Raw genomic sequence first — 25,170 nt, 5'->3', positions numbered from 1 at the left:
TGAGACGTACGAGCACGCGAAACGGCTCCCGCATCCGGAGCGGAAAGTTCCGGATATGGGAGCCGTCGGGGAGGGCGGGCCGGTCAGGCGGTCGTCAGGGCGGTGTCGTCCACGACGAAGCTCGTCTGCTGCGAGGAGTCCTCGACGCCCGTGAACTTCACGGTGACCGTCTGGCCCGCGAAGGACGACAGGTCGAAGGACTTCTGGCTGTAGCCCGAGGCCGCGTTCACGTTGGAGTACGTGGCCAGGGTCGTCGAACCGGCGGTGACCGTCAGCTTGTCGTAGGCGGTCGAACCGGTCTCGGCGGTGTCGATGTGCAGGTAGAAGGTGAACGTGGCCCTGCACCCGGCCGGGACGGTCACCGACTGGGTGACCGTGTCGGTGTGCGCCTGGGCGTAGCCGTTGAGCCACGCCTTGTACGAACCGCCGTGCGCGGCCTCACCGGTGTCGTTGGTGATGACGCCGGACGACGCGGTCCAGCCGGTGTTGCCGGACTCGAAGCCGGGGTTGGCGAACAGCTGGGCGGCCGTGCAGGTGCCGGTGCCACCGCCGCCGCCCGTGGAGCCGCCGGAGGTGAACGCGGTCACGCCGTTCGGGGTGCCCCAGCCGGTCGGCCCGTCGTACCCGGCACGCGCGGTGCAGAAGTACGAGGTGGTGCAGGAGCCGTTGCTGCCGGTGGTGACGTCGTTCAGGTTCGCCGTGTGGGCGTACGGGTACTTCGCCGGGTAGTCACCGGCGGCCGGGGTGCCCGCCAGGGCGTAGACCCCGGCGATGATCGGCGCGGAGGCGCTGGTGCCGCCGTAGACCGCCCAGCCGGAGCCGCCGTAGGTGGTGTAGACGGCCACGCCGGTGGCCGGGTCGGCGACCGCGGAGACGTCGGACTCCATGCGCTTGGCGCAGCCGGTGTCCGTCTGCCAGGTCGGCTTGGGGTCGTACGCGGAGCAACCGGAGCCGGTGCCCTCGGTGGAGCTGGTGTGCCACACCGACTCCGACCAGCCGCGGGAGTTGGACGCGGTGGTGAGCGCGGTGCCGCCGACGGCGGTCACGTACTGCGAGGTGGCCGGGTACTCGGCGCCGTAGGCGGAGTCGCCCGCCGAGACGGTGATGGCGACACCGGGGTGCTTGAAGTACTGGGTGTCCTCGGTGGTCTGGCCCGACGCCTCGTCACCGCCCCAGCTGTTGGAGACGAACTTGGCGCCGAGCGCGACGGCCTCGTTCTCGGCGATGCCGAGGTCGGTGTCGTTCGCGGACTTGGCCTCGACCAGGACGATGTTGCAGTTCGGGCAGACCGCGCTGACCATGTCCAGGTCGAGCGCCTCCTCGCCCGCCCAGCCGGTGTCGTTGGTCGGCAGCGAGGTGGTGGAGCCGGTCTGGCTGACCTGCTTGAAGCAGCCGTTGGCCTTGGTGCACGCCGACAGGCCGAACTGGGACCGGTACGTGGCCAGGTCCGCCTCGGCGTTGGGGTCGTTGTAGGCGTCCACGACGGCGACCGTCAGGCCGGAACCGCCCGTGGAGGGCAGGTTGTAGGCGCTGTGCAGGTTGGCCGGGGAGAGCCCGGAGGGCGCGGCGGCGGCGAGCGACGAGGCGAGGCGCTGCTTGATGTCGGTACGGCGCTGCGCGAAGCAGGAGGCGTGACCGGGCGCGGCGGTGGCGCAGAGGTGGGTCGTGGGGACCTTCTGCCCGGCCTTGCCGGTGGTGTGGAAGATCTGCCGGTCGGGCGCGGTGAGCGCCTTCGCGTTCTGGGTGGCACGGGTGGTCACCGGGTGCGCGGCGGCGGGCTGGGCGGCACCGGCGACGGGTGCGGCGGCCAGACCGGCGACGGTGAGGGCCAGGGAGGGGAGGGCGACGGCGAAGAGTCTTCGCAGACTCCGTCCGCGCCCTTCCGGGCGGGTTTCACGCATGGGTACTGCCTCCGTCGGGGAGTGGGGTGACTCGCTGGAGGGGCAGGCACGTGACGCGCGTAGCGGCGGTGGTACTGCGCAGTCATGGGCATGACACTCAGAGCACCGGCGGGCCGCATGGACACGACACGTCAGGTGCGGGAGGAACGTAGCTTCCGGCGCCCGGCGACCGGCAGTACCGCAGGAGTTTCTTTGCCCGTACATGGAAAGCGGTTGGCCCCCTCATAGGAGGGGGCTGGCACGCGCTTGGAACGTGTTCCGGCGGCGACGGGCGTCAGCGGGACGCGCGCGCGGGAACGGTACGGGGACGGGGTGCGACCGGGATCAGGCCCAGAGCTGGCCGTGCAGGGTCTCGATGGCCTCTTCGGTGGTGGCGGCCGTGTAGACGCCGGTGGAGAGGTACTTCCAGCCGCCGTCCGCGACCACGAAGACGATGTCCGCGCTCTCCCCCGCCCGCACCGCCTTGCGGCCGACGCCGATCGCCGCGTGCAGCGCCGCGCCGGTGGAGACGCCCGCGAAGATGCCCTCCTGCTGGAGGAGTTCGCGGGTACGGGCCACCGCGTCGGCGGAGCCGACCGAGAAGCGGGTGGTGAGCACCGAGGCGTCGTACAGCTCGGGCACGAAGCCCTCGTCGAGGTTGCGCAGGCCGTACACGAGGTCGTCGTAGCGGGGTTCGGCGGCGACGATGCGTACGTCCGGTTTGTGCTCGCGCAGATAGCGGCCGACGCCCATCAGGGTGCCGGTGGTGCCGAGCCCGGCGACGAAGTGGGTGACCGAGGGCAGGTCGGCGAGGATCTCCGGGCCGGTGCCCGCGTAGTGGGCGCCCGCGTTGTCCGGGTTGCCGTACTGGTAGAGCATCACCCAGTCCGGGTGCTCGGCGGCCAGCTCCTTGGCGACGCGCACGGCGGTGTTGGAGCCGCCGGCGGCGGGCGAGGAGATGATCTCGGCGCCCCACATGGCCAGCAGGTCCCGGCGCTCCCGCGAGGTGTTCTCCGGCATCACGCACACCATGCGGTAGCCCTTGAGCCGCGCGGCCATCGCCAGCGAGATGCCGGTGTTGCCGCTGGTCGGCTCCAGGATGGTGCGGCCGGGGGTGAGGCGGCCGTCCTTCTCCGCCTGCTCGACCATGTGCAGCGCGGGGCGGTCCTTCACCGAGCCGGTCGGGTTGCGGTCCTCCAGCTTGGCCCAGATCCGGACCTCGGCGGACGGCGAGAGCCGCGGCAGGCGCACCAGAGGGGTGTTGCCCACCGCGGCCAGCGGGGAGTCGTAGCGCATCCCGTCGCTCAGACCATGCCGCCGGCCACGGCCGGCAGGATCGTCACGGTGTCGCCGTCGGCCAGCTTGGTGTCGATGCCGTCCACGAAGCGCACGTCCTCGTCGTTCAGGTACACGTTCACGAAGCGGCGCAGCTTGCCCTCGTCCACGATGCGCGCCTGGATGCCCGTGTGCCGGGTCTCCAGGTCGGCGAACAGGTCGGCGAGGGTGCCCCCGGCGCCCTGGACGGCCTTCTCGCCGTCGGTGTACTGGCGCAGGATGGTGGGGATGCGGACCTCGATGGCCATGATGGCGGGCTCCTGTCGGAAGGGTTCGTCGTCGTTCGGAACCATGCGGTCATCGTATAGATTCCCGGCCCGGTCCCCCGAGTGCGGTCCCACATACCGGACGTATCGCGCCCACTGGGTGGGACCCCGAGGGGACCGGCAGCCCCCGGCGCTCCGTACGTCTCGGCCTCAGTACGCCTCCACCACCCGGACCTCCTCCTCGGTGACCTCGCCGTCGAGGATGCGGAAGGAGCGGAACTGGAAGTCACCGAGCCCGTCGGTGTCGGCGGTGGAGACCAGGACGTAGTGCGCGCCGGGCTCGTTGGCGTAGCCGATGTCGGTGCGGGAGGGGTACGCCTCGGTCGCGGTGTGGGAGTGGTAGACGATCACCGGCTCCTCGTCGCGGTCGTCCAGCTCCCGGTACAGCTTCAGCAGGTCCAGGGAGTCGAACTCGTAGAAGGTGGGCGAGCGGGCCGCGTTCAGCATGGGCACGAACCGCTCGGGCCGGTCGGTGCCCGCCGGGCCCGCGACCACGCCGCACGCCTCGTCGGGGTGGTCCGCGCGCGCGTGGGCGACGATCCGGTCGTACAGCTCCTGGGTCAGCGTCAGCATGCGGGCCAGGATATGCGCGCGGGGCGTCCCGTACCGAGGCGTGGTACGGGACGGCCCGCATGCCGGACGCCCTGAGCGGTGGCCGCCGGGCGGCCCCGGCGGCCGGACGTCCTGCGGAGAGGGTCCGTACGGCGGTCAGCCGACCTTGTCGAGCAGTCCCGGCCGCTCGTCCGAGGCCTCGGAGCCGGGCACGCGGGTGCGCAGCACCAGCCAGCCGACGATCAGCGCGAGCGCCCAGACGCCCATCACGTACAGACAGACCCGCGAGTCGGGGTCGTAGGCGATGAGGCCGGTGACGAAGAGGAGGAAGGCGATGGCGATGTACGAGCAGACCGCGCCGCCGGGGGCCGGGAAGCGGGAGGCGGGCAGCCGACCGGCGACGACCGCGCGGCGGTAGCGGACGTGGCTGATCAGGATCATCAGCCAGGTCCAGATGCCGGCGGCGGTGGCGACCGAGGTCACGTACCCGAACGCCTTCTCCGGGACGACGTAGTTGAGGACCACGCCGATGCCCATGAAGAGCGTGGAGACGGTGATGCCGAGCGCGGGGGTCTTCGTCGAGGACAGCCGGGCGAAGAGGCGCGGGGCCTCCTTGTTGTCCGCGAGGACGCGCAGCATGCGGCCGGTGGAGTACATCCCGGAGTTGCAGGAGGACAGCGCGGCGGTGAGCACCACGAAGTTGACGATGCCCGCGCCCGCCGGGATACCGATGACCGCGAACGCCTTCACGAACGGGCTGACCCCGGGGGCGAACTCGGTCCACTTCACCACGCACAGGATGACGGTCAGGGCACCGACGTAGAACAGCGCGATCCGCCAGGGCAGGGTGTTGATCGCCTTCGGGAGCGTCTTCTCCGGGTTCTCCGACTCGCCCGCGGTGACACCGACCAGCTCGACGGCGAGGTAGGCGAACATCACGCCCTGGAGCGTCATCAGCGAGGAGCCGATGCCGTGCGGGAAGAAGCCGTGGAACTCCCAGAGGTTGGACACCGACGCGGTGTCACCGGCCGCGCTGAACCCGAAGGTCAGCACGCCGAGACCGATCACGATCATGCCGATCAGCGCGGTGACCTTGACCATCGAGAACCAGAACTCGATCTCGCCGAACAGCTTCACCGAGATCAGGTTGGCGGTGAACAGCACGACCAGGAAGACCAGGGCGGTCACCCACTGCGGGACGCCGGGGAACCAGTAGTGCACGTAGATGGCGGCGGCCGTCAGCTCGGCCATGCCGGTGACCACCCACATCAGCCAGTACGTCCAGCCGGTGAAGTAGCCGAAGAACGGGCCCAGGAACTCGCGGGAGTACTCCGCGAAGGAGCCGGAGACCGGGCGGTAGAGCAGCAGTTCGCCGAGCGCCCGCATGATGAAGAAGATGATCACGCCCGCCAGCGCGTACATCATGATCAGACTGGGACCGGCCTTGGCGATGTTCGCCCCGGCGCCCAGGAAGAGGCCGACGCCGATCGCGCCGCCGATGGCGATCATCTGGACCTGACGGCTGCCGAGACCGCGCTCGTAGCCCTCCTCGGGGGCCGCCGCGTCCTCGCCGGACCCGGCCGCGACCTTCTCAGAGGTCATGTGTGGTGCGCCTTTCTCCATACCGGCCCCGGCCGTCTCGTCGGCCTCGGACCGGTTCTCGATCCCCCCGGACTGATGGAGTCGAACGGGTTCGCGGACCCGTTCCCGCCTGGCCGGCGGTCGCCGGCTCGGTGGCGCACCCGGACCGGGCATGGGTGGTGCCGGACCGGGCGGTCGTGAAGATCTATCACGACCGACCGGCCGGTACGAGGAGTCCGCTGTGGGTCATCACACAGGAAAAGGCGCACAAAAGGCGCCCTAAAACGGCAAAGGGCGCCGTCGGGGTGACGGGATCGTTATCCGGAGTTGAGCGTCCCCTGAGCGAACGCGCACCGCGTTCGCCCAGGTCACGGCATCAGGTCACGGCATCAGGGTCGTGACCAGGGTCTCCTGGAGTCCGCCGAGCCAGAGGTACGCCATCACCATCGGCTTGCGCGGATCGGTGTCCGGGAGCCGGAAGAGGAGGTCGCTGTCGTCCTCGTCGGAGATCTCCAGCCGGGAGCCGATGGCCAGGCGCAGGTCGTTGAGGGTGCCGAGCCAGCGGTGCGACTCCGCCGGGGCCAGCTTCAGCACCGCGCCCTCGCCGGACGGGGCGAGCGCGTCGAGGTCGCGGACCACCGCGAGGGCGTTCTCCCGCTTGCCGGTGCGCAGGTCGTTCTCCGTGAAGCGGCGGAACTCGGCGGCGTGCGCCCGCAGTTCGTCCGCCTCCTCGGCGGTGGCGGGGGTCCGCTCGGGGTCGCCGTACGCGTCCGGGAAGAGACGCAGCAGCACCGGGTCGGAGGGCGGCTCGCTCGGGCCCTCCGCGAACAGCTCGGCCAGCGGGTCGTCGGAGGCGTCGGCGGCCGGGCCGGGGCCGATCAGCTCCAGGAGCTGCACGGCCAGCGAGCGGATGATGGAGATCTCGACGTCGTCGAGGGCGACGGCCGCGCCGCCGCCGGGGATCGGTTCGAAGTGTCCGGGCATGGGGTCGGTCGCTACTTCCGGTCCTGCTGGAGGGTGGCCCACAGTCCGTAGCCGTGCATCGCCTGCACGTCGCGTTCCATCTCCTCGCGGGACCCGCTGGAGACGACCGCCCGGCCCTTGTGGTGGACGTCGAGCATGAGCTTGGTGGCCTTTTCCTTCGGGTAACCGAAGTAGGCCTGGAAGACGTACGTCACGTAGCTCATCAGGTTCACCGGATCGTTGTGAACGATCGTGACCCAGGGGAGATCGGGCTCGGGTACGGCGAAGACCTCCTCCGCCGGTTCGGTGCGTTCGATCTCTACGGGAGCGGGTGACGTCACAGTGCCCATGCTGCCACGCACCCTCGAAATCGTCACACTGACGAAATGGGGGTACGATGCCTGCCATGAACACAGCGGACCTTGGGCTGCCGGTGGACGTCCCCTCGACGGCACTCTTCACGGACCAGTACGAGCTGACGATGCTGCGCGCCGCCCTCGCCGGGGGCACCGCCGAGCGGCGCAGCGTGTTCGAGGTCTTCACCCGGCGGCTGCCGTCGGGCCGCCGCTACGGCGTGGTCGCGGGGACCGGCCGGGTGCTGGACGCGGTGGAGAACTTCCGCTTCGACGCCCCCGTCCTCGCCTTCCTGCGCGAGCGGGGGATCGTGGACGAGGAGACCCTCGGCTGGCTCGCGGACTACCGGTTCACCGGTGACATCTGGGGCTACCCCGAGGGCGAGGTGTACTTCCCCGGCTCGCCCGTCATGCGGGTGGAGGGCAGCTTCGCGGAGTGCGTGCTGCTGGAGACGGTGATCCTCTCCATCCTCAACCACGACTCCGCCATCGCCGCCGCCGCGTCCCGGATGGCCTCGGCGGCGGGCGGACGGCCGCTGATCGAGATGGGCGCCCGGCGCACCCACGAGCTGGCGGCCGTCGCCGCCGCGCGCGCCGCCTACGTCGGCGGCTTCGCCACCACCTCCGACCTCGCGGCCGGGTTCCGCTACGGCATCCCCACCGTCGGCACCTCCGCGCACGCCTTCACCCTGCTGCACGACAAGGAGCGCGACGCCTTCCGGGCCCAGGTGGACTCCCTCGGCCGGGACACGACGCTGCTGGTGGACACGTACGACGTCGCCGCCGCCGTCCGTACCGCCGTGGAGGTCGCCGGGCCCGAGCTGGGCGCGGTGCGCATCGACTCCGGCGACCTGCTGCTGGTCGCCCACCGGGTACGGCAGCAGCTGGACGAGCTGGGCGCGACCGGCACCCGGATCGTGGTCACCTCCGACCTGGACGAGTACGCCATCGCCTCACTGGCCGCCTCGCCGGTGGACGCGTACGGCGTGGGCACCCAGCTGGTCACCGGGTCGGGGCATCCGACCTGCTCGATGGTGTACAAGCTGGTCGCCCGCGCCGACACCGCCGATCCGGCGGCGCCGCTGGTGCCGGTGGCGAAGAAGTCCAGCGGGGGCAAGTCCTCGCGGGGCGGACGCAAGTGGGCCGCGCGCCGGTTGGACGCCGCCGGGGTGGCCGAGGCGGAGATCGTCGGCACCGGGCCCGTCCCGGCCGCGCTGGCCGACCGGCAGCTCCTGGTCCCGCTGGTCCGGGGCGGCCGGGTCGTCGCCCGCGAGCCGCTGGACGTGGCCCGCGACCGGCACATCGCCGCACGCGCCGGACTGCCCCTGTCCGCGACCCAGCTCTCCCGGGGCGAACCGGTTCTGCCGACGGAGTACGTCCACGCCCCGGAGACGGTGTGACCACCGCGCCCCTCCCCCGCCCCCTCCCGCACCGGGCCGGAAGCTTCTAGGCTCGGCGGGTCACCCCTGCGTCGAAGGACACACCATGCGCCGCGCCCTGATCGTCGTCGATGTGCAGAACGACTTCTGCGAAGGAGGCAGCCTCGCGGTGTCCGGCGGTGCGGACGTGGCCGCCGCGATCACCGAGCTGATCGGACAGGCGGCGGGCGCCGGGTACCAGCACGTGGTCGCCACCCGCGACCACCACATCGCGCCGGGCGGCCACTTCGCCGACGACCCCGACTTCGTCCACTCCTGGCCCGCCCACTGCGTCGCGGGCACCGAGGGCGTCGGCTTCCACCCCAACTTCGCCCCGGCCGTCGCCTCCGGTGCCGTCGAGGCCGTCTTCGGCAAGGGCGCCTACTCCGCCGCCTACTCCGGCTTCGAGGGCACCGACGAGACGGGTACGGCGCTGGCCGCCTGGCTGCGCGACCGGGACGTGGACGAGGTCGATGTGGTCGGCATCGCCACCGACCACTGCGTCCGCGCCACCGCCCTGGACGCGGCGGGCGAGGGCTTCCGCACCCGCGTCCTGCTGGACCTCACCGCCGGGGTGTCCCGCGACACCACGGACCGCGCCCTGGAGGAGTTCCGCGCGGCGGGCATCACCCTGACGGGCACACCGGTGGTCACGGCCTGAACCGGCCCGCCGGGCGGACCCTCACGACCAGGCCGGGCTCTGGCGGAGGAGGGCCCGGATGGGGTGCCACAGCTCGTTGGGGGTGGGGTCGGGCGTGGTGCGCCATATCAGGCCGTCGGGATGGTGCAGCACGGCGGTGATCTCGTCCGGGGTGGGCGGGGCCGTGTTGCCGCGGAGGTAGATCGCGCGGAGGCCGAGGTTGCGCAGCCGGGTCAGGGCGCGGGCGCGGTTGTGGGCGTGGACGAGGACCCGGACACCATCGGCACCGGCGAGCGGGCTGGGCAGGTTGAGTGCCACCACCACGGTGCCGTTCGGCAGTCTGCTGAAGCCTCCTGCGGCCATGCGGTCACGTCCCCGTTCCGTAAGGTGTCAATAAGCGAGCCACAGGACGCACCTAAACACGAACGGCGGCGACCCGCTAGGGGGTCGCCGCCGATACGTTTCTGACCTGCGGAAACGTCCGCTACTTCATCGCGGGGCCAACTTCGAGCTCGACCGTGGAGCCGTCCTTGGCCTCCTTGGTGACCTTGATCTTGGTGTTGGTGTCAGTGACCTTCACACCACCGGTCGGGTTCGCCGGGTCCCAGTAGGTGTTGGCGTGGTCGTTGAAGACCGGCACACCGGGCAGGGACTTGATCTTGGTGGCGACGTCCGCCTTGTGCAGCGTGAGGGCGTCCGTGCGGGCCAGGCCGAAGGTCGAGTCGTACGCCTGCATGCGGTTGCGCATCAGGGTGCCGTCGGACCACTTCAGCGCGGTCGGGTGGGCGTCGATCGGAAGGATCAGACCGGTACCGGGGTGACCGCTGGCGGAGTTGGTGTTGTTGTCCGCCTGGGAGGTGTCCCACTTCCAGATCAACAGGCCGTTCTGGTACGCGTAGTGCTCGACCCAGTCGGGGCGCTTGGCCGAACCGAAGTTGTACGGGCCGGTCTGGAGCGTGGTGTCGTACGAGACGTACTGCCGGTTCTCGGCGATGTAGTACTGCTTGTAGTCCTTGGTGATGGACGAGCCGATGCGGGAGAAGCCGTTCGCGGTCCAGGCCGGGTCGGCGGACTCGACGTTGTCGGAGAACACCGCGGCGCCGTCGGCGGTCACCGTGATCTCGTCGGCGGCGAAGCCCTTGAGCGCCAGGCCGCCGTCCGTCTGGTAGCGGAAGCGGAGCTGGAACTTCTTGCCGGCGTAGGCGTCGAGCGGGAAGACGAGCTTCTTGTAGGAGTCCACCGAGCCGGTCAGGCCGGGCTTGCCCGAGCCGTCACGCGGGATGGCCTTGCCGTCCACCGTGCCGTCCAGCGCGGTCCAGTTGGCGCCGCCGTCCGTGGAGACCTCGGTGTACAGGAAGTCGTAGTCCTGCTCGATGTCGTACCAGCCGTCCAGGGTCAGCGAGGCCGCGGACTTGCCGGTCAGGTCCACCGACCGGGTGAGGGTGTTCTTCAGGTCGTCGCCGCTGCCGCTCCACCACTGGGTGGCGCCCTGCGCCGGGGTGACGACCTGGGTGGTGACGGCCTTCTGCGGCAGCGAGACCACCAGCGCCTGACGGTACTTGGTGTTGTACTCCGCGAGACCCAGCTTGTGCCAGGAGGAGACGCCCGCCTTGGCGGTGTCGTAGGTCAGCCAGCCGAGCTGGAGCTTGTCCCAGGCGTTCATGTCGCCCGGCAGGTCACCGATGGACTCCTTGCCGGTGCCCAGCCAGGAGCCGGAGGACATCAGGGTCCAGAAACCGGTGGAGTTGTCACCGCCCGCGGTGTCGTACTCGTCCGGCAGACCGAGGTCGTGACCGTACTCGTGGGCGAAGACGCCGAGGCCGCCGTTCTCCGGCTGGATGGTGTAGTCGCCCACCCAGATACCGGAGTTGCCGACCTGCGCGCCGCCGAGCTTGTTGCCCGCCGGGCCGGTCGCACCGGCGTCGCTGCCGAAGGCGTACCAGCGGTGCGCCCAGATCGCGTCGGTGCCCTGCGCGCCGCCACCGGCGGACTCGTCCTCACCGGCGTGCACGATCTGGAAGTGGTCGATGTAGCCGTCCGGCTCGTTGAAGTCGCCGTCGCCGTCGTAGTCGTAGCGGTCCCACTGGTCGTACTGGGCCAGGTCGGCCTTGATGGCGGCGTCGGACTTGCCGGCCGCCTTCTGCTGCGCGGTCCAGGCGTTCAGACCGTCGCGGACGACGTTCCACACGCTGGTGCAGTTGCTGGAACCGCAGGCGTTGTTGCCGTAACGGGCCTCGTTGTAGGGGACCTTGACCCAGTCCGAGACCTCGCCGTCCACCGAGTAGCGGCCCGAGGACTGCTTCTCGTAGTACTTCTTCAGCGACTCGGTCTTCTTGCCGGTGCCGAAGTAGAGGTTCTGGAAGTGCTTCTGGTTGTAGTCCTTCTGCCAGGCCGTGGAGTTGTCGTCCCAGCGGTCCGGCTCGGCGATCTTGTTGTGCCGGGGACCGGCGGTGCCGCCGTACTTCGGGTCGGTCTGGTCACCGAACTCGACCAGGATGGTGAAGATCTTGTCGGTCTTCTCCCGGCTCAGCTCGACGAACTTGCCGTCGCCCTTCTTGCCGTTCTTGCCCTTCGCGCCCTTCAGCTGCACGACCTTCGAGCCGTTGCGCTCCTGCGCCTTGGCCTTGCCGTCGATGAGCTGGTTCAGGGCTTCCTGGCGCTGCGCCTTCTGCGTCTTGCTCAGCGGACCGTCCAGGTCGTGCGCCTTCTGGGCGACCGGCGCCGGGTCGTGCCGGGTCACGGCCGCGTCCCCCCCGGTCATGGTGCTCGCCTCGGCGACGGCGAAGGTCGCGAAGGTGGCGGATGCCGCCGCGAGCGCGACGCCGATGGCCGTGGCTCTGAACGTCCAGGTTCTGCTGGTCACTTGAGGTCCTCCCCAGCGCCGCGCGCACGGACTGAGGAGTCCTGGGTGACGGAGAGCATCCGTGCGCGCACGATCAACGCGTGTAATCAAGTGACGTAATTTGACTAGAGGTTTAGAAGAAAAAACAGATCTTGACTTGAACAGGACAACTGCACTATGGACTTGGGGTGTCCGCTTTACGAACACGTGGACATCGTCGAGCGGAAGGCAGGGCTCCGGCCTCCGGCGACCGCCGCCGGGCGCGTACGACCGTCCGTCCTCCGGAACGCGTGAACCGGTGCGCCCCCTGTGCACCGGCACCGTGGGTAAGGTCGTGCTTACCGGGTGCGTGGCTCGGGCATGCAGGGCGGAGAGAGACGAACGGCACCATCTCCATCTCCCGAGGACACGATTGCCATGCCTCGTCCGACCCCCGCACAGCTCGCCTACGGTTCGTGCACCGTGATCTTCTCGACGCTCGCCATGCTGCTGCTCTCGCAGACGGGTTCGGGCATCGGGATCGCCGTGATCGCCCTGGCCGCCCTCGCCCTGGGCGTCCTGGTGGCGATGACGGTGCCCCTGCCCGTGCCACGCGCCGCCGCGCGGGACGCCGAGGCCGAACCGGGTCCGCAGGAGGCGGAGGCGGCCCGGCATGTCCCGGCACAGAGCCGCCGCGGGTCCGGCAGGCGGGTGCCGAGCAAGTTGTGACGAGGCCGCGCGGGACGGCTCCGTACCGTCCCGCGCGGCTCGCGTTCCCTCAACCGGCCTCGCTGATCAACGACTTGGGCTCGGCGCTCCTCAACGCGTGCTGACCTCGACCGTCTTGGCGGCCTTGTCGTGCAGACCCTGCTTGTAGGGCTTGTCGAAGAAGCTCCAGCCGCCGCAGATCGCGGTCCAGACGCAGGCGCAGCAGAAGGCGAACGGCAGCCACAGCACCAGGGCGCGCAGCAGGGAGTTCTGCATCGAGGGGTTGGCGCCGTCGCCGAGGTTGGCGACGCGCATCTTCAGCCACTTCTTGCCGAGGGTCTGGCCGGTGCGCGCGATCATGAACGTGTCGTACGCGACGTAGAGCACGGCCGCCACGACCGACTGCCACAGCGAACGGCCGGTGTCCACGCGCTCCGCGCTGACGTCGTACTCGTGCACACCGAACGCCCAGGTGACCAGCCAGACGACGATGCCGACCAGGATCAGGTCGATGACGCGGGCGAGGACGCGGCGTCCGCTGTCGGCGAGCGGGGGCATCCCGGCGAGGGGGTCACCGGGGCGACCCGGTCCGCCCCCGTGGGGACCGCCGCCCGGTCCCCCGTAGGGGCTGCCCCCGTAAGGGCTTCCCCCTCCGGGTGCGCCCCCGTAAGGGCTGCCGCCGTAGGGGCTGCCGCCGCCGGGAGGCGGCTGTCCGCCGTCGTGCGGGGGCGGCTGACGGTCGGACCAGGAGGGTGCCCGGTCACCGCCGGGCGGCGGGGGCGGGGGCGGCTGCGGGGCGTCGTACGGCGAGCCCGTCCCCTGGTCCGGCCGGTCCGCCGGGGGCCGTTTCCGGAACGGGTCGTCCTCGGGGGGCTGCTCCCCCGAGCCGGGGGGCGGTTGGCTGCTCATGGCCCGAGTGGACCGCGAACCCCCGGCCCCCGCATCCGGCGGCAGGCCGTACGGGGGAAGCCGTACGGGGATGCCCTGCGGGATGTCCCGCAGGGGGCCGGGGCTCAGCCGGACCGGGGGTCTCCACCGGGCCGGGGCTCAGTCGGCGACGAAGGTGTGCGCGGCCTTGTCGTGCCAGCACTGCCGCCAGGGCCGGTCGAAGGCGCCCCAGAGCACGCCGACGATCCCGATGCCGAGGAGTCCGGGCACGCTGTAGACCAGCCAGCGGCGCAGGGCGGCGCCGAACATCGGGGGCTCGTGCGCCTCGATGTCCCGGACCTCCAGGCCGCACAGCTTCTTGCCCAGGGTGCGGCCCCACTTCACGGTGGGCAGCACCTCGTAGAGCACCCCCGAGACCAGCAGCGTGCCGAGGACCAGGGCGAGCGCGGTGCCGGTGGTGCCGTCCAGCAGCCAGACCGTCACCTCACGGCCGGACAGCCGCGCCTCGTCGATCTTCTGCCGTACGTGGTCCAGCGCGCCGGTGCCGAGCGGGACGGCGACCGCCGCGGTGACCGCGCCGACCACCACGCTGTCGATCAGCCGGGCCGCGAACCGCTTGCCGAGTCCGGCGGGGCGGACCGCCGCCCGGCGCCGGGCGGCGGCCTGGAACACGTCCTCGACCGGCGGTTTCCACGGCGCCACCGGCTGCTCGTCGGCGCCCCCGGCGAGTTGGTGCACCTGCTGGGCCCAGGAGGCCTGGCCGCCGCCCGGCCCGGCGGTCAGGGGCGTCCCGGCACCGGCGGGCTGCTGGGCCTGCGCGGGGAAGGGCGGGGCCGTGGCGGCGGACGCGACCGGCGGGAAGGCGTACCCGGACTGCTGGGCCCGGGGCGCCTGGGCACCCTGTGGCGGTGCCTGTGCCGGTGCCTGCGCGGGCTGTCCGGCGGCGGCGCGTGCCGCGGCGGCCTTCCCCGCGCCGAAGCCGGGGCTGCCGCCCGCGCTTCCCGCACCCCGGCCGTCCGCTCCCGGCGCGACCACCGGACCCTGCGCGGGGAAACCGTCCGGCGCGGGCCCGAACCCCGGCGCGCCCCGGTCCGCCCCGGCCGCCGGGCCCGGCACCGGCCGCCGGAAGACGAACGTCCCCGGATCGGGCGGCCCGGCGGTGTCGCCACCGGCGTCACCGCCGGAGGGGCCCGAGTCGCCGCCCGGTACGCGCGGGTCCGCGCCCCACGGCGCCCCCCGCACCGGCCCGCCCGGCGCCGAGGCCCCGAGCCGCCCCGGACCCGGCGCCCCCGGCTGCGGGTCCTCGTCGAAGAAGTGCGGCCCCGTCTCCTCGACGGGCGCCGGGGACACCGGTGCCGGACGGGTCCCACCGGGCGGTACGAGCGGGGCGCCGTCCGCCGGGGCCGGCCGACTGGTGCCCGGCACCCAGGAGGCGCCGTTCCAGTACCGGACGTAGCCGGGGATGGACGGGTCCGGGTAGTAGCCCTCGCGGGGCCTGTCGTCACCGGGGTCCGGAGTGGGGGCGCTCATGGCCGTCGTCCCGTATCTGCTCGGGGGTGTATTTCGGGGACCCCCACATCTATCAGACGCGGGCGGGCCGTACGGGCAGTCCCGCCGGACCCACCCCTTTCCGGGCAACGGCGTGCGGGACTTGGGGCACCGAGCCGGAAAACTTCCCCCAACCCGCGTAATGGCCGCGCCCGAACCCCCTCTCTCCGGGTGCGGGCCCACTCCGAGCGGCCCCGGCAGACGAGGAGAAGCAGGTCATGCAGCACACGGTGGTGGAACGGGAACTGGAGCTGCGGCTCATTCTGTCGCCCGAGCGGAGCATCGGCGTCCCGGCCCGGCTCGCGTACCGCTCCGACGACCCGTACGCGGTGCACGTCACGTTCCACATCAACTCCGAGCACCCCGTGCACTGGACGTTCGCCCGCGAGCTGCTGGTGGAGGGGGTGTTCCGGCCCTGCGGGCACGGGGACGTACGCGTCTGGCCGACCAAGGTGGACGGCCGCAGCGTGGTCCTCATGGCCCTCAGCTCCCCCGACGGCGACGCCCTCCTGGAGGCGCCCTCCCCCCAGGTCTCCGCCTGGCTGGAGCGGACCCTCCGGGTGGTGGCGCCGGGCACGGAAGCGGGCCGTCTGGGTCTGGACGACGCCCTGGACGAACTCCTGGCCCGGTGAGGCTCCCCCGCGGGGCGGACCACGCCGGAGGCCCGCCCCACAGGCAACGTCCTCAGAACAGCTTCCCCGGATTCAGGATGCCCAGCGGGTCGAAGACGCCCTTCACGGCCCGCTGCATCTCCAGTCCCACCGGGCCGAGTTCGCGGGCGAGCCACTCCTTCTTGAGGATGCCGACGCCGTGTTCCCCGGTGATGGTGCCGCCGAGTTCGAGGCCGAGGGCCATGATCGCGTCGAAGGACTCACGGGCGCGGCGGGTCTCGTCGGGGTCGGCGGGGTCGAAGCAGACGGTGGGGTGGGTGTTGCCGTCACCGGCGTGGGCGCAGACGCCGATGGTGAGGTCGTACTCGGCGGCGATGCGTTCGACGCCCGCGAGGAGGGCGTCGAGCCGGGAGCGGGGCACGCACACGTCGTCCACCATCGTGGTGCCGCGCGCGGCCTCCAGCGCGGTGAGGGACAACCGGCGTGCCTGGAGCAGGAGTTCGGACTCGGCGGCGTTCTCGGCGGGGACGACCTGGGTGGCGCCCGCGGCCTCGCAGAGCGCGGCGACGGCGGCGAGGTCGGCGGCCGGGTCGGGGGTGTCGAAGGCGGCCAGCAGCAGCGCGGCGGTGTCCTCGGGCAGCCCCATGCGGGCGTAGGCGTTGACCGCCTGGACGGTGGTGCGGTCCATCAGCTCCAGCAGTGAGGGCACATGGCCGCCCTCGGTGATCCGGCAGACCGCGTCGCAGGCGGCGGCGACGGAGGCGAACTCGGCGGCCAGCACGAGCTGTTCCGGCGGCTTGGGGCGCAGCGCGAGCACCGCCCGGACCACGATCCCGAGGGTGCCCTCGGAGCCGACGAAGAGCCGGGTCAGGTCGTATCCGGCGACGCCCTTGGCGGTGCGGCGGCCGGTGGACATCAGGCGGCCGTCGGCGAGGACGACGTCAAGGCCGAGGACGTACTCGGCGGTGACGCCGTACTTCACGCAGCACAGGCCGCCGGAGGCGGTGCCGATGTTGCCGCCGATGGTGCAGGTCTCCCAGCTGGACGGGTCCGGCGGGTAGGCGAGGCCGTGTTCCCCGACCGCGCGGGACAGCACGGCGTTGACGACGCCGGGTTCCACGACGGCGACCCGGTCCACGGGGTTGATCTCCAGGATGCGGTCCATCTTCACCAGGGACAGCACGACGCAGCCGTCGGTGGCGTTGGCGCCGCCGGACAGGCCGGTGCGGGCGCCCTGCGGGACGACCGGGACGCGCAGTGCGGTGGCGGTGCGCATGACGTGCTGGACCTGCTCGACGGTGCGCGGCAGCACGACGACGGCGGGGGCCCCGGCCGGGGAGAAGCTGGCCATGTCGTGGGCGTAGGACGCGGTGACGTCCGGGTCGGTGAGCACGGCTTCCGGCGGCAGGACGGCGAGGAGCCGGTCGGTGAGGGTGCCGGTGTGTTCGTCGCGGGGGGCTTCGATACGGCTCATGATCATAGCCTCGCACTCGGGGCCATCGGTGTGAACCCCGTCCGTGCCTTCCCTCGGCCGGACGGGCTCCCCCGCCCGGCTGACGCACAGTGATCGGTATGGAAATCCGACAGTACGGCCATATGGGTCCGCCGTCACCGACGCCGTCCCCGACGCCCTCCCCGGTGCCCGGGCCGCCCCGCCGCCGCGGGCGCCGCCGCCTGCTGATCGCGGCCGGGGCGGTGTGTGTGGCGGCGGGCACGGTCCTCGTCCTGCTGCCCGCCGCGCCGGAGCGGACCCCGGCCCGTCCCTCGGCGGGCGCGCAGGCGCAGGCACGGGCGCGCGCGGAGGCGCGGGCCCAGGCGCGGGCGCTGACCGCCGTCACCTCCGGGGTACCGGCCGCACCGCCCGCGCTGGCCACGCTGATCGCCCGGCAGGAGAGCGCGGTACGGGCCCGCCCCGGGGACGTGGCCGCGTGGGCGGTGCTGGGGTCGGCGTATCTGGAGCGGGGTCGGCACACGGTGGACGCGGCGGACTTCCCGCGCGCGGAGCGGGCGCTGCGCACCGCGCTGGAGGCGGCGGGTCCGGCCGGGGACGCGGTGGCGCTGGACGCGATGACCGCGCTGGCGGTGGCCCGGCGGGACTTCCCCACCGCGAGGTCCTTCGGTGAGCAGGCGGTGAAGCGGGACCCCGGGCGCTGGCAGGCGTACCCGGCGCTGATCGACGCGTACACCGGGCTCGGGGACTACAAGGCGGCCCGGGGCGCGCTGGACAGGCTGATGGCGCTCAAGGTGAACGCGGCGGCGCGTCCGGCGGTGATGGCGCGGGCCGCCGCCGTGTACCGGGACCGGGGCTGGCGGGAGGACGCGGTCGCGCAGCTCACCGACGCGGCCGCCGCCGCCCGCACCCCCGCCGAGCAGGCCGCGTACCTCACCCGGACCGGGCAGCTGGCGTGGGAGCGGGGCGAACGGGAGGACGCGCTGCGGCACTTCGAGGCGGCGCTGCGGCTGGACCCGGACGAGCCGGCGGCGCTCACCGGCCGGGCGCGGGTGCTGGCCGCGCTGGACCGCCCCGACGAGGCGGTGGCCGCGTACCAGACCGCGCTGGCCCGGCAGCCCGACCCGTACGCCACGCTCGAACTGGGCGAGCTGTACGAGGCGTTGGGCCAGAGCGACGCCGCGCGCACCCAGTACGAACTGCTGCTGGAGCGGACCCGGCGGACGGTGGCCGGTGGGGTGGACGAGGAGCTGCTGATCGGCCGGTACGAGGCCGATCACGGCGACCCGGAGGAGGCGGTGGAGCGGCTGCGCGCGGAGTGGCAGCGCCAGCCCGGCATCGAGGTGGCCGACGCGCTGGGCTGGGCGCTGCACCGGGCCGGTGACGACGAGGAGGCGCTGACCTTCGCGGAGACGGCCACCGACTCGACCAAGGGTGGCGGGGTGCGCAGCGCGCTGTACGCGTTCCACCGGGGCATGATCGAGCGGGAGTTGGACGACTACGCGCCCGCGCGACGCGATCTGGAGGACGCGCTGCGCGTCAACCCGTACTTCTCGCCGCTGCGGGCGCCCGAGGCGCGGGAGGCGCTGCGGGGGCTGGACGCGCTGCCCGAGAAGCCCCCGCCCGCCGATTTCCTCTGAACCCGAACGTCCTTGACCTGCCAGGGTGTTACAGGTTGCCGCGCCGTTCCTGCTCGCGCTCGATGGCTTCGAAGAGAGCCTTGAAGTTGCCCTTGCCGAAGCCCATCGAGCCGTGCCGCTCGATGAGTTCGAAGAAGACGGTCGGCTTGTCCTGGACCGGCTTGGTGAAGATCTGCAGCAGGTAGCCGTCCTCGTCGCGGTCGGCGAGGATCTTCAGCTCGCGCAGGGTGTCCACCGGGACGCGGGTGTCCCCGACCCACTCGCCGAGGGTGTCGTAGTAGGAGTCCGGGGTGTCGAGGAACTGGACACCGGCGGCGCGCATGGTGCGGACGGTGCGCACGATGTCGTTGGTGTTGAGCGCGATGTGCTGGACGCCCGCGCCGCCGTAGAACTCCAGATACTCGTCGATCTGGGACTTCTTCTTGGCCACGGCGGGCTCGTTGATCGGGAACTTGACCTTGAGGGTGCCGTCCGCGACGACCTTGGACATCAGCGCGCTGTACTCGGTGGCGATGTCGTCGCCCACGAACTCCTTCATGTTCGTGAAGCCCATGACCTTGTTGTAGAACGCGACCCACTCGTTCATCCGGCCGAGTTCGACGTTGCCGACGCAGTGGTCCACGGCCTGGAAGGTGCGCTGGGCCGGGGGCTCGACGATCGGGTCGGCGGCGGTGTAACCGGGCAGGTAGGGGCCGTCGTAGCCGCCGCGCTCGACCAGGGTGTGCCGGGTCTCGCCGTAGGTGGCGATGGCGGCGAGCACCACGGTGCCGTGCTCGTCCTTGATCTCGTACGGTTCCTCCACGGAACGCGCACCGTGTGCGATGGCATACGCGTACGCGGCGCGGGCATCCGGCACCTCGATGGCAAGATCGACGACTCCGTCCCCGTGCTCGGCGACGTGCCGCTCAAGGAAGCGGGCGTGGTCGGATTCGGCACGAATGACGGAGGTGAGGACGAAGCGGGCGGACCCGCTCTCCAGCACGTAGCTCGCGGTCTCCCGGCTGCCGTTCTCCGGCCCGGAGTAGGCGACCAGCTTCATGCCGAAGCCCGTGGAGTAGTAGTGCGCGGCCTGCTTGGCGTTGCCCACGGCGAAGACGACCGCGTCCATTCCCTTGACCGGGAAGGGATCGGCCTGCCGTGCGGTGTCGGGAACGTGCTGGGTGCCGTCTGTGGTCTGCGTCATAGCCGAAGCGTGACCCTGCCTCGCAAGGTGCGCAATAGTTTGCGCTTTTGTTGGGCAGTATGACCAGCAGAACCACTGTTTCGGCGGACTTTCTGTACAGGATGACCAGAGGGAGGGGTGCGGTGGCGATCGATCGTCTGGACGGCCGGATCATCGTGCTGCTGGACCGGGAGCCGCGGATCGGCGTGCTGGAGATGTCCCGCAGGCTCGGTGTGGCGCGCGGCACGGTGCAGGCGCGCCTGGAGCGGCTTCAGTCGAATGGAGTGATCCGCGGATTCGGTCCCCAGGTGGACCCGGCCGCGCTCGGCTACCCGGTCACCGCGTTCGCCACGCTCCAGATCCGGCAGGGCCAAGGCCCCGACGTGCGGGCGTACTTGGCGACCGTGCCGGAGGTGCTGGAACTGCTGACCACCACGGGCACCGGGGACATGCTGTGCCGCCTGGTGGCCCGCTCCAACGCCGATCTCCAGCGGGTGATCGACCGGGTCGTCGGCTTTGATGGCATCGTCCGGGCCTCCACGGCGATCGTCATGGAGAACCCCGTTCCGCTGCGGATCATCCCGCTCGTGGAGCAGGCGGCCGGGGACGACGAGGAGACGACCGCAGGGGAGCCGGTATGAACGTCTGGAGCGCGGGGGAACCGGCATGAACTTCTGGGAGTATCTCGGCACCCGCCATCAGCAGCTGCTCGTGGACGCCTACCAGCACGCCAGCGCGGTCTTCCAGTGCATGGTGGTCGCCACCCTGATCGGGGTGGTGGTCGGGGTCGTCACCTATCGCACCGCGTGGGCCGCGAACCTTGCCACGCTGACCACCTCCACCATCCTGACCATGCCGTCGCTGGCGCTGATCGGTCTGCTCATCCCGGTGGTCGGGCTCGGTGTCGCGCCGACCGTGATCGCGCTGACCCTGTACGGGCTGCTGCCCATCACCCGCAACGCCATCGTGGGCCTGCGCGGGGTGGACCCGGCGCTGGTGGACGCGGCGCGCGGCATCGGGATGTCCCGCACGATGCGGCTGCTGCGGATCGAACTGCCGCTGGCCTGGCCGCCGATCCTGACCGGCATCCGGGTCGCCACCCAGATGCTGATGGGCATCGCCGCCATCGCCGCCTACGCCTCCGGGCCCGGACTCGGCAACGAGATCTTCCGGGGCCTGGCGTCGCTCGGCAGCAAGAACGCGTTGAACCAGGTCCTGGCGGGCACCCTCGGGATCATCGTCCTGGCGCTGCTGTTCGACGCCGCGTACGTCCTGATCGGACGGCTGACCATTCCGAGGGGTATCCGTGACTGATACGAGGGGTATCCGTGACTGAGCAGGCCGTCGCCGGGGCGACGATCGAGCTGGAGAATCTGACCAAGCACTACCCGGGCACCGAACAGCCCGCCGTGGACAGCGTCAGCATGGAGATCAAGGCCGGGGAGACGGTCGTCTTCGTCGGCCCCTCCGGGTGCGGCAAGTCCACCACCCTGAAGATGATCAACCGGCTGATCGAGCCGACCGGCGGCCGCATCCGCATCAACGGCGAGGACGTCACCGGCATCGACCCGGTGAAGCTGCGCCGCAAGGTCGGGTACGCCATCCAGTCGTCCGGTCTCTTCCCGCACCTGACCGTGGCGCAGAACATCGCGCTGGTGCCGAAGATGCTCGGCTGGTCCAAGGCACGGGTGCGGGACCGGGTCGGGGAGATGCTGGACCTCGTCGGGCTCGATCCGGGCGAGTTCCACGACCGCTATCCGCGCCAGCTCTCCGGCGGACAGCAGCAGCGCGTCGGCGTGGCGCGGGCGCTGGCCGCCGATCCCCCCGTCCTGCTGATGGACGAGCCGTTCGGCGCGGTGGACCCGATCACCCGCGACCACCTCCAGGACGAGCTGATCCGGCTCCAGCACGAACTGCACAAGACGATCGTCTTCGTCACCCACGACTTCGACGAGGCGATCAAGCTGGGCGACCGGATCGCGGTGCTGCGCGAGCGCTCGCACATCGCCCAGTTCGACACCCCGGAGGCCATCCTCACCAACCCGGCCGACGACTTCGTCTCCGGGTTCGTCGGCGCGGGCGCGGCCCTGAAGCGGCTGAACCTGACCCGGGTGCGGGACGTGGAGATGCGGGACTACCCGGCGGTGACCGTGGACACCCCGCTCCAGGAGATCTTCGGCCATCTGCGGGGCAGCGGCACCAACGAGGTCCTGCTGCTCGACCGGCGCCGGCGCCCCTACAAGTGGCTGCGGCGCGGGGACCTGATGCGGGCGCGCGGCTCGCTGGCGCGCGCGGGCACGCTGGTGCACGACACGGTGACACGGGACGCGACCCTGCGGGACGCGCTGGAGGCCGTGCTCACCGACAACGCGGGCCGGGTCGCGGTGACCGGGCGGCGCGGTGAGTATCTGGGCGTGGTGGACATGGAGACGCTGATGAACTCGGTCCACGAACTGCTGGAGGAGGACCGGCTGGAGGCGATGGAACACCAGCACGAGCTGGCGGAGACCCGCACCCAGCAGACCCACTTCGCGCAGGAGGGCGACGGCGGGGAGCAGAAGGCATGAGCGGCAAGGACGACGACGGCCGCGACGGCGGGTACGGGCCCCACGGGCCCGGCACCGACGGGCTCGGGGCGGGCAAGCCGGATGTCGGCGGCCTCGACCTCGACGGACCGGAGGGGCTGGACGGACCGGACGGGCTGGGCCCGCCCGACGACGGGACCGCGCGCCCCGCGCCCCCGCCTCCCGCCCGGCGCTCACCGCTGAGCCGGATCGGCTGGCAGCGGCTGACCCTGCTGCCCGCGCTGCTGATCCTGCTGCTGCTCGCCACCTGGCTGTGGTTCCAGCAGGCCCACCTGGACACGATCTCCACCAACGCGATCTCCGGCGGCCAGGTCACCAAGGCGCTCTGGCAGCACATCCAGCTCACCGTGATCTCCACGTTCTTCGTGCTGATCATCGCCATCCCGCTGGGCGTCCTGCTCACCCGGCGCGCGTTCCGGAAGGCGACCCCGATCGCCATGACCATCGCCAACATGGGCCAGGCCACCCCGGCCATCGGCCTGCTGGCCCTGCTGGTGATCTGGCTGGGCACGGGCACGAAGGCCGCGCTGATCGGCATCATCGTCTACGCGGTGCTGCCGGTCCTCGCCAACACCATCGCCGGTCTCAAGGCCAACGACCCGACGCTGGTGGAGGCGGCACGCGGCATCGGGATGTCCCCGCTCGGGGTGCTCGGGCGGGTCGAACTCCCGCTCGCCGTACCGCTGATCCTCGCCGGTGTACGGACGGCGCTGGTCCTGAACGTCGGCACCGCGACCCTCGCCACCTTCGGCGGGGGCGGCGGGCTCGGCGTGCTGATCACCACCGGCATCACCAACCAGCGGATGCCGGTACTGATCCTGGGCGCCGTTCTCACCATCTCGCTGGCGCTGCTGGTGGACTGGCTGGCCTCGCTCGCGGAAGTGCTGCTGCGCCCGCGCGGTCTGGAGGTGGAGGCGTGAAGGGCCGTACCGTCGCGCTCGGTGCCGCGCTGCTCGTGCTGGTGTCCGGCTGCGGCCTGACCAGCGGGTCCCCGATGGTGGACGACGTCCAACCCGGCTCCATCGGGCGGGGACAGCCACTCAAGGGCGCCGATCTCACCGTGGTGTCCAAGGAGTTCACCGAGCAGCTGGTGCTCGGCGCCATTATGGGCATCGCCTTCGAGGCGGCCGGGGCGAACGTCCTGGACCGCACCGGCATCCAGGGTTCCATCGGCGCGCGGGAAGCCGTCACCAGCGGCCAGGGCGACGCCATGTTCGAGTACACCGGCACCGCCTGGATCACGTACCAGGGCAACAGCAAGCCGATCACCGACCCGCGTGCCCAGTGGGAGGCGGTGCGCAGGGCCGACCTGAAGAACGGGGTGACCTGGCTGCCGCCGTCCCGCCTGGACAACACCTACGCGCTCGCCATGAACGAGGCCAACTTCAAGAAGTACCGGACGAAGACGCTCTCCCAGGTGGCCGAGCTGTCGAAGAAGGACCCCGACGCCGTCACCCTGTGCGTGGAGGGCGAGTTCGCCAACCGCGCCGACGGACTCCACGGCCTGGAGAAGGCGTACGGGATGGACATCCCGGCGCGCAACGTCACGCAGATGGACACCGGGATCATCTACACCCAGGCGGCGAAGGGCAGTTGCACCTACGGCGAGGTGTTCACCACGGACGGGCGCATCCGCTCGCTGCACCTGGTCGTCATGGACGACGACAAGCACTTCTTCCCCAACTACAACGTGGCGCCGGTCATCAACACCAAGGCGTTGAAGAAGTGGCCCGCCATCGCCGAGGTCATCGAGCCGGTCACGGCGAAGCTGGACAACTCGGTGGCGCAGACGCTGAACGCGAAGGTGGACGTGGACGGGGAGGACCCGCACCAGGTGGCGCTGGACTGGATGAAGAAGGAGGGGTTCGTGAAGTAGGGCCGCCCGAGCGGGAGTCGGCCACCCGCTCGCCCGGCCGGTCCCCGCCCGGCCGGGTTCAGCAGCTCGGGACGGTCCCCGTGCCCTTCTCCAGCGCGACCAGCGAGTTGACCGCGCCCTTGAGGTCGGTGACCGCCACCAGCCGCAGCCCCTTGGGGAGTTCGGCCCTGGCGTCGGCGCACTCGGCCTTCGGGACCAGGAAGACGGTGGCGCCGTCGCGGCGGGCGGCCTGCGTCTTCAGGGCCACCCCGCCGACGGCGCCGACCGTGCCGGACGCGTCGATCGTGCCCGTACCCGCGATGATCCGGCCCCCGGTGAGGCCGCCGCCGCTGCCGTCGCCGTCGAGCTTGTCGATGATCCCGAGCGTGAACAGCAGACCCGCGCTCGGGCCGCCCACGTCCGCGAGCCGGAGCCGTACCTTCACCTTCTCCGGGCTGAGGTGGAGATAGCCGAGCGCGGCCTGCGTCGCCGCGTCCTGGGACTGCTCCATCTGCTCGGTGTTGTGCCGCTCGATCTCCTTGACGCTGCCGCCCGTCGGATAGACCGCGTCACGGGGCATCACGGCCCGGTCGGTGCGGAACCAGTCGGTGATCAGCTCCCCGAGGTGGGCGGAGGTGTCCGGGCCGGTCGCCTCGATCGTCGTCATCCGCAGTTCCCCGTCGGTCTTCCGCACCGGCGCGCCCGACACCGTGATGACCTCGGTGTTCTTGTTCTCGCCCAGCACGTTGGCGGTCAGGCCGGGCTGCGCCACCGCGAACGGCAGCGGTGCCAGCGCGGCGGTGGCGATCAGGGCCGCGGCGGGCAGGGCACAGACGGCGACGGCCTGGGGACGCGTGAGACGTGAGAGCACGGAATCAATCTACGTGACGGCCCCGGGGCACCTGTGCGGCGCA

Annotated in this window: 24 protein-coding genes; 10 read left to right on the top strand and 14 right to left on the bottom strand. The window is 71.5% G+C overall.

The features are described 5' to 3' along the window. Positions 1-83 precede the first annotated feature (83 nt). The 7 genes from KUM39_RS08490 to clpS all read right to left on the bottom strand — a co-directional run bounded on the left by KUM39_RS08490 (position 84) and on the right by clpS (position 6,927). Positions 84-1,901: a S53 family peptidase gene (locus tag KUM39_RS08490; protein WP_217784817.1), complete on the bottom strand. Its 1,818-nt coding sequence runs from the start codon at positions 1,899-1,901 to the stop codon at positions 84-86. Positions 1,902-2,225: 324 nt separating this feature from the next. Continuing rightward, complete coding sequence (locus KUM39_RS08485; RefSeq protein ID WP_217784816.1) at positions 2,226-3,176, bottom strand: PLP-dependent cysteine synthase family protein; 951 nt, start codon at positions 3,174-3,176, stop codon at positions 2,226-2,228. A gap of 8 nt (positions 3,177-3,184) precedes the next feature. Then, the gene (locus tag KUM39_RS08480; RefSeq protein ID WP_217784861.1) at positions 3,185-3,463 is read right to left on the bottom strand and encodes a MoaD/ThiS family protein; all 279 of its coding nucleotides are present in this window, start codon (positions 3,461-3,463) and stop codon (positions 3,185-3,187) included. 168 nt (positions 3,464-3,631) lie between these two features. Continuing rightward, the gene (locus KUM39_RS08475; RefSeq protein WP_217784815.1) at positions 3,632-4,054 is read right to left on the bottom strand and encodes a M67 family metallopeptidase; all 423 of its coding nucleotides are present in this window, start codon (positions 4,052-4,054) and stop codon (positions 3,632-3,634) included. Positions 4,055-4,189: 135 nt separating this feature from the next. Further along, on the bottom strand, positions 4,190-5,635 hold the full coding sequence (locus KUM39_RS08470) for an amino acid permease (protein ID WP_217784814.1): 1,446 nt from the start codon (positions 5,633-5,635) through the stop codon (positions 4,190-4,192). Between the two features lie 360 nt (positions 5,636-5,995). Beyond that, positions 5,996-6,598, bottom strand: coding sequence for a DUF2017 domain-containing protein (locus tag KUM39_RS08465; RefSeq protein ID WP_217784813.1), 603 nt, complete (start codon positions 6,596-6,598; stop codon positions 5,996-5,998). 11 nt (positions 6,599-6,609) lie between these two features. Continuing rightward, positions 6,610-6,927, bottom strand: coding sequence for an ATP-dependent Clp protease adapter ClpS (gene clpS / locus KUM39_RS08460; RefSeq protein ID WP_217784812.1), 318 nt, complete (start codon positions 6,925-6,927; stop codon positions 6,610-6,612). A 56-nt stretch (positions 6,928-6,983) separates the two neighbouring features. On the opposite strand from clpS, the gene KUM39_RS08455 reads away from it, so the two are divergent. Both KUM39_RS08455 and KUM39_RS08450 read left to right on the top strand, forming a co-directional pair. Continuing rightward, on the top strand, positions 6,984-8,330 hold the full coding sequence (locus KUM39_RS08455; RefSeq protein ID WP_217784811.1) for a nicotinate phosphoribosyltransferase: 1,347 nt from the start codon (positions 6,984-6,986) through the stop codon (positions 8,328-8,330). Between the two features lie 85 nt (positions 8,331-8,415). Further along, on the top strand, positions 8,416-9,009 hold the full coding sequence (locus KUM39_RS08450) for an isochorismatase family protein (protein ID WP_217784810.1): 594 nt from the start codon (positions 8,416-8,418) through the stop codon (positions 9,007-9,009). Positions 9,010-9,030: 21 nt separating this feature from the next. Here KUM39_RS08450 and KUM39_RS08445 read toward each other — a convergent pair whose 3' ends face one another. Beyond that, entirely contained in the window at positions 9,031-9,351 is a 321-nt protein-coding gene (locus KUM39_RS08445) for a hypothetical protein (protein WP_217784809.1), read from the bottom strand. A gap of 121 nt (positions 9,352-9,472) precedes the next feature. Continuing rightward, positions 9,473-11,851 carry an immune inhibitor A domain-containing protein gene (locus KUM39_RS08440; protein WP_217784808.1) on the bottom strand — a complete coding sequence of 793 codons (2,379 nt, stop codon included), beginning with the start codon at positions 11,849-11,851 and terminating at the stop codon, positions 9,473-9,475. Between the two features lie 396 nt (positions 11,852-12,247). Here KUM39_RS08440 and KUM39_RS08435 point away from each other — a divergent pair, with 396 nt between their 5' ends. Beyond that, the gene (locus tag KUM39_RS08435; RefSeq protein WP_217784807.1) at positions 12,248-12,538 is read left to right on the top strand and encodes a hypothetical protein; all 291 of its coding nucleotides are present in this window, start codon (positions 12,248-12,250) and stop codon (positions 12,536-12,538) included. Positions 12,539-12,628: 90 nt separating this feature from the next. Here the strand turns inward: KUM39_RS08435 and KUM39_RS08430 are convergent, their stop codons facing one another. Beyond that, positions 12,629-13,426: an RDD family protein gene (locus tag KUM39_RS08430; protein ID WP_217784806.1), complete on the bottom strand. Its 798-nt coding sequence runs from the start codon at positions 13,424-13,426 to the stop codon at positions 12,629-12,631. Between the two features lie 138 nt (positions 13,427-13,564). Beyond that, positions 13,565-14,935, bottom strand: a complete 1,371-nt coding sequence (locus KUM39_RS08425) for an RDD family protein (RefSeq protein ID WP_217784805.1) — start codon at positions 14,933-14,935, stop codon at positions 13,565-13,567. Between the two features lie 236 nt (positions 14,936-15,171). Between KUM39_RS08425 and KUM39_RS08420 the strand changes: the two genes are divergently transcribed. After that, a complete protein-coding gene (locus KUM39_RS08420) occupies positions 15,172-15,585 on the top strand; it encodes an SsgA family sporulation/cell division regulator (RefSeq protein ID WP_217784804.1) in 414 nt (137 codons plus the stop codon). A gap of 52 nt (positions 15,586-15,637) precedes the next feature. On the opposite strand, the gene KUM39_RS08415 is transcribed toward KUM39_RS08420, so the two are convergent. Next, a complete protein-coding gene (locus tag KUM39_RS08415) occupies positions 15,638-17,044 on the bottom strand; it encodes an FAD-binding oxidoreductase (protein WP_217784803.1) in 1,407 nt (468 codons plus the stop codon). 116 nt (positions 17,045-17,160) lie between these two features. Between KUM39_RS08415 and KUM39_RS08410 the strand changes: the two genes are divergently transcribed. Beyond that, complete coding sequence (locus tag KUM39_RS08410; protein ID WP_217784860.1) at positions 17,161-18,654, top strand: tetratricopeptide repeat protein; 1,494 nt, start codon at positions 17,161-17,163, stop codon at positions 18,652-18,654. A gap of 28 nt (positions 18,655-18,682) precedes the next feature. Here the strand turns inward: KUM39_RS08410 and hppD are convergent, their stop codons facing one another. Further along, the gene (gene hppD, locus KUM39_RS08405) at positions 18,683-19,837 is read right to left on the bottom strand and encodes a 4-hydroxyphenylpyruvate dioxygenase (RefSeq protein ID WP_217784802.1); all 1,155 of its coding nucleotides are present in this window, start codon (positions 19,835-19,837) and stop codon (positions 18,683-18,685) included. Positions 19,838-19,959: 122 nt separating this feature from the next. Between hppD and KUM39_RS08400 the strand changes: the two genes are divergently transcribed. Genes KUM39_RS08400 through KUM39_RS08380 form a run of 5 tightly spaced genes read left to right on the top strand, consistent with a single transcriptional unit; the run spans position 19,960 to position 24,277 of the window. After that, a complete protein-coding gene (locus tag KUM39_RS08400; protein WP_217784801.1) occupies positions 19,960-20,457 on the top strand; it encodes an Lrp/AsnC family transcriptional regulator in 498 nt (165 codons plus the stop codon). Positions 20,458-20,482: 25 nt separating this feature from the next. Further along, positions 20,483-21,130 (top strand): ABC transporter permease, encoded by a 648-nt coding sequence (locus KUM39_RS08395; protein ID WP_217784800.1) that lies wholly within the window; start codon positions 20,483-20,485, stop codon positions 21,128-21,130. 14 nt (positions 21,131-21,144) lie between these two features. Next, the gene (locus KUM39_RS08390; RefSeq protein ID WP_217784799.1) at positions 21,145-22,383 is read left to right on the top strand and encodes a betaine/proline/choline family ABC transporter ATP-binding protein; all 1,239 of its coding nucleotides are present in this window, start codon (positions 21,145-21,147) and stop codon (positions 22,381-22,383) included. Further along, on the top strand, positions 22,380-23,321 hold the full coding sequence (locus tag KUM39_RS08385) for an ABC transporter permease (protein WP_246619804.1): 942 nt from the start codon (positions 22,380-22,382) through the stop codon (positions 23,319-23,321). The genes KUM39_RS08390 and KUM39_RS08385 overlap by 4 nt, the downstream gene beginning before the upstream one ends. Further along, positions 23,318-24,277: a glycine betaine ABC transporter substrate-binding protein gene (locus tag KUM39_RS08380; RefSeq protein WP_308288084.1), complete on the top strand. Its 960-nt coding sequence runs from the start codon at positions 23,318-23,320 to the stop codon at positions 24,275-24,277. The genes KUM39_RS08385 and KUM39_RS08380 overlap by 4 nt, the downstream gene beginning before the upstream one ends. A 58-nt stretch (positions 24,278-24,335) precedes the next feature. Here the strand turns inward: KUM39_RS08380 and KUM39_RS08375 are convergent, their stop codons facing one another. Beyond that, positions 24,336-25,127 carry a S16 family serine protease gene (locus KUM39_RS08375; RefSeq protein WP_217784798.1) on the bottom strand — a complete coding sequence of 264 codons (792 nt, stop codon included), beginning with the start codon at positions 25,125-25,127 and terminating at the stop codon, positions 24,336-24,338. Positions 25,128-25,170: the final 43 nt, after the last annotated feature.

Origin of the sequence: Streptomyces corallincola (genome assembly GCF_019104725.1) — a bacterium.
GTDB classification, from domain to species: Bacteria; Actinomycetota; Actinomycetes; order Streptomycetales; family Streptomycetaceae; genus Streptomyces; species Streptomyces corallincola.
Note: the sequence above shows the minus strand (reverse complement) of the source record. Positions and strands in the feature narration are given on the sequence as shown.

Excerpts from the sequence above, each read along its gene's own strand:
- KUM39_RS08470 (WP_217784814.1), bottom strand. The coding sequence starts at position 5,635 with ATGACCTCTGAGAAGGTCGCGGCCGGGTCCGGCGAGGACGCGGCGGCC.
- KUM39_RS08425 (WP_217784805.1), bottom strand. The coding sequence starts at position 14,935 with ATGAGCGCCCCCACTCCGGACCCCGGTGACGACAGGCCCCGCGAGGGC.
- KUM39_RS08395 (WP_217784800.1), top strand. The coding sequence starts at position 20,483 with ATGAACTTCTGGGAGTATCTCGGCACCCGCCATCAGCAGCTGCTCGTG.
- KUM39_RS08490 (WP_217784817.1), bottom strand. The coding sequence starts at position 1,901 with ATGCGTGAAACCCGCCCGGAAGGGCGCGGACGGAGTCTGCGAAGACTC.
- KUM39_RS08420 (WP_217784804.1), top strand. The coding sequence starts at position 15,172 with ATGCAGCACACGGTGGTGGAACGGGAACTGGAGCTGCGGCTCATTCTG.
- KUM39_RS08385 (WP_246619804.1), top strand. The coding sequence starts at position 22,380 with ATGAGCGGCAAGGACGACGACGGCCGCGACGGCGGGTACGGGCCCCAC.
- hppD (WP_217784802.1), bottom strand. The coding sequence starts at position 19,837 with ATGACGCAGACCACAGACGGCACCCAGCACGTTCCCGACACCGCACGG.
- KUM39_RS08485 (WP_217784816.1), bottom strand. The coding sequence starts at position 3,176 with ATGCGCTACGACTCCCCGCTGGCCGCGGTGGGCAACACCCCTCTGGTG.
- KUM39_RS08465 (WP_217784813.1), bottom strand. The coding sequence starts at position 6,598 with ATGCCCGGACACTTCGAACCGATCCCCGGCGGCGGCGCGGCCGTCGCC.
- KUM39_RS08480 (WP_217784861.1), bottom strand. The coding sequence starts at position 3,463 with ATGGCCATCGAGGTCCGCATCCCCACCATCCTGCGCCAGTACACCGAC.
- clpS (WP_217784812.1), bottom strand. The coding sequence starts at position 6,927 with ATGGGCACTGTGACGTCACCCGCTCCCGTAGAGATCGAACGCACCGAA.
- KUM39_RS08415 (WP_217784803.1), bottom strand. The coding sequence starts at position 17,044 with ATGATCATGAGCCGTATCGAAGCCCCCCGCGACGAACACACCGGCACC.
- KUM39_RS08475 (WP_217784815.1), bottom strand. The coding sequence starts at position 4,054 with ATGCTGACGCTGACCCAGGAGCTGTACGACCGGATCGTCGCCCACGCG.
- KUM39_RS08455 (WP_217784811.1), top strand. The coding sequence starts at position 6,984 with ATGAACACAGCGGACCTTGGGCTGCCGGTGGACGTCCCCTCGACGGCA.
- KUM39_RS08410 (WP_217784860.1), top strand. The coding sequence starts at position 17,161 with ATGGGTCCGCCGTCACCGACGCCGTCCCCGACGCCCTCCCCGGTGCCC.
- KUM39_RS08450 (WP_217784810.1), top strand. The coding sequence starts at position 8,416 with ATGCGCCGCGCCCTGATCGTCGTCGATGTGCAGAACGACTTCTGCGAA.
- KUM39_RS08445 (WP_217784809.1), bottom strand. The coding sequence starts at position 9,351 with ATGGCCGCAGGAGGCTTCAGCAGACTGCCGAACGGCACCGTGGTGGTG.
- KUM39_RS08430 (WP_217784806.1), bottom strand. The coding sequence starts at position 13,426 with ATGAGCAGCCAACCGCCCCCCGGCTCGGGGGAGCAGCCCCCCGAGGAC.
- KUM39_RS08435 (WP_217784807.1), top strand. The coding sequence starts at position 12,248 with ATGCCTCGTCCGACCCCCGCACAGCTCGCCTACGGTTCGTGCACCGTG.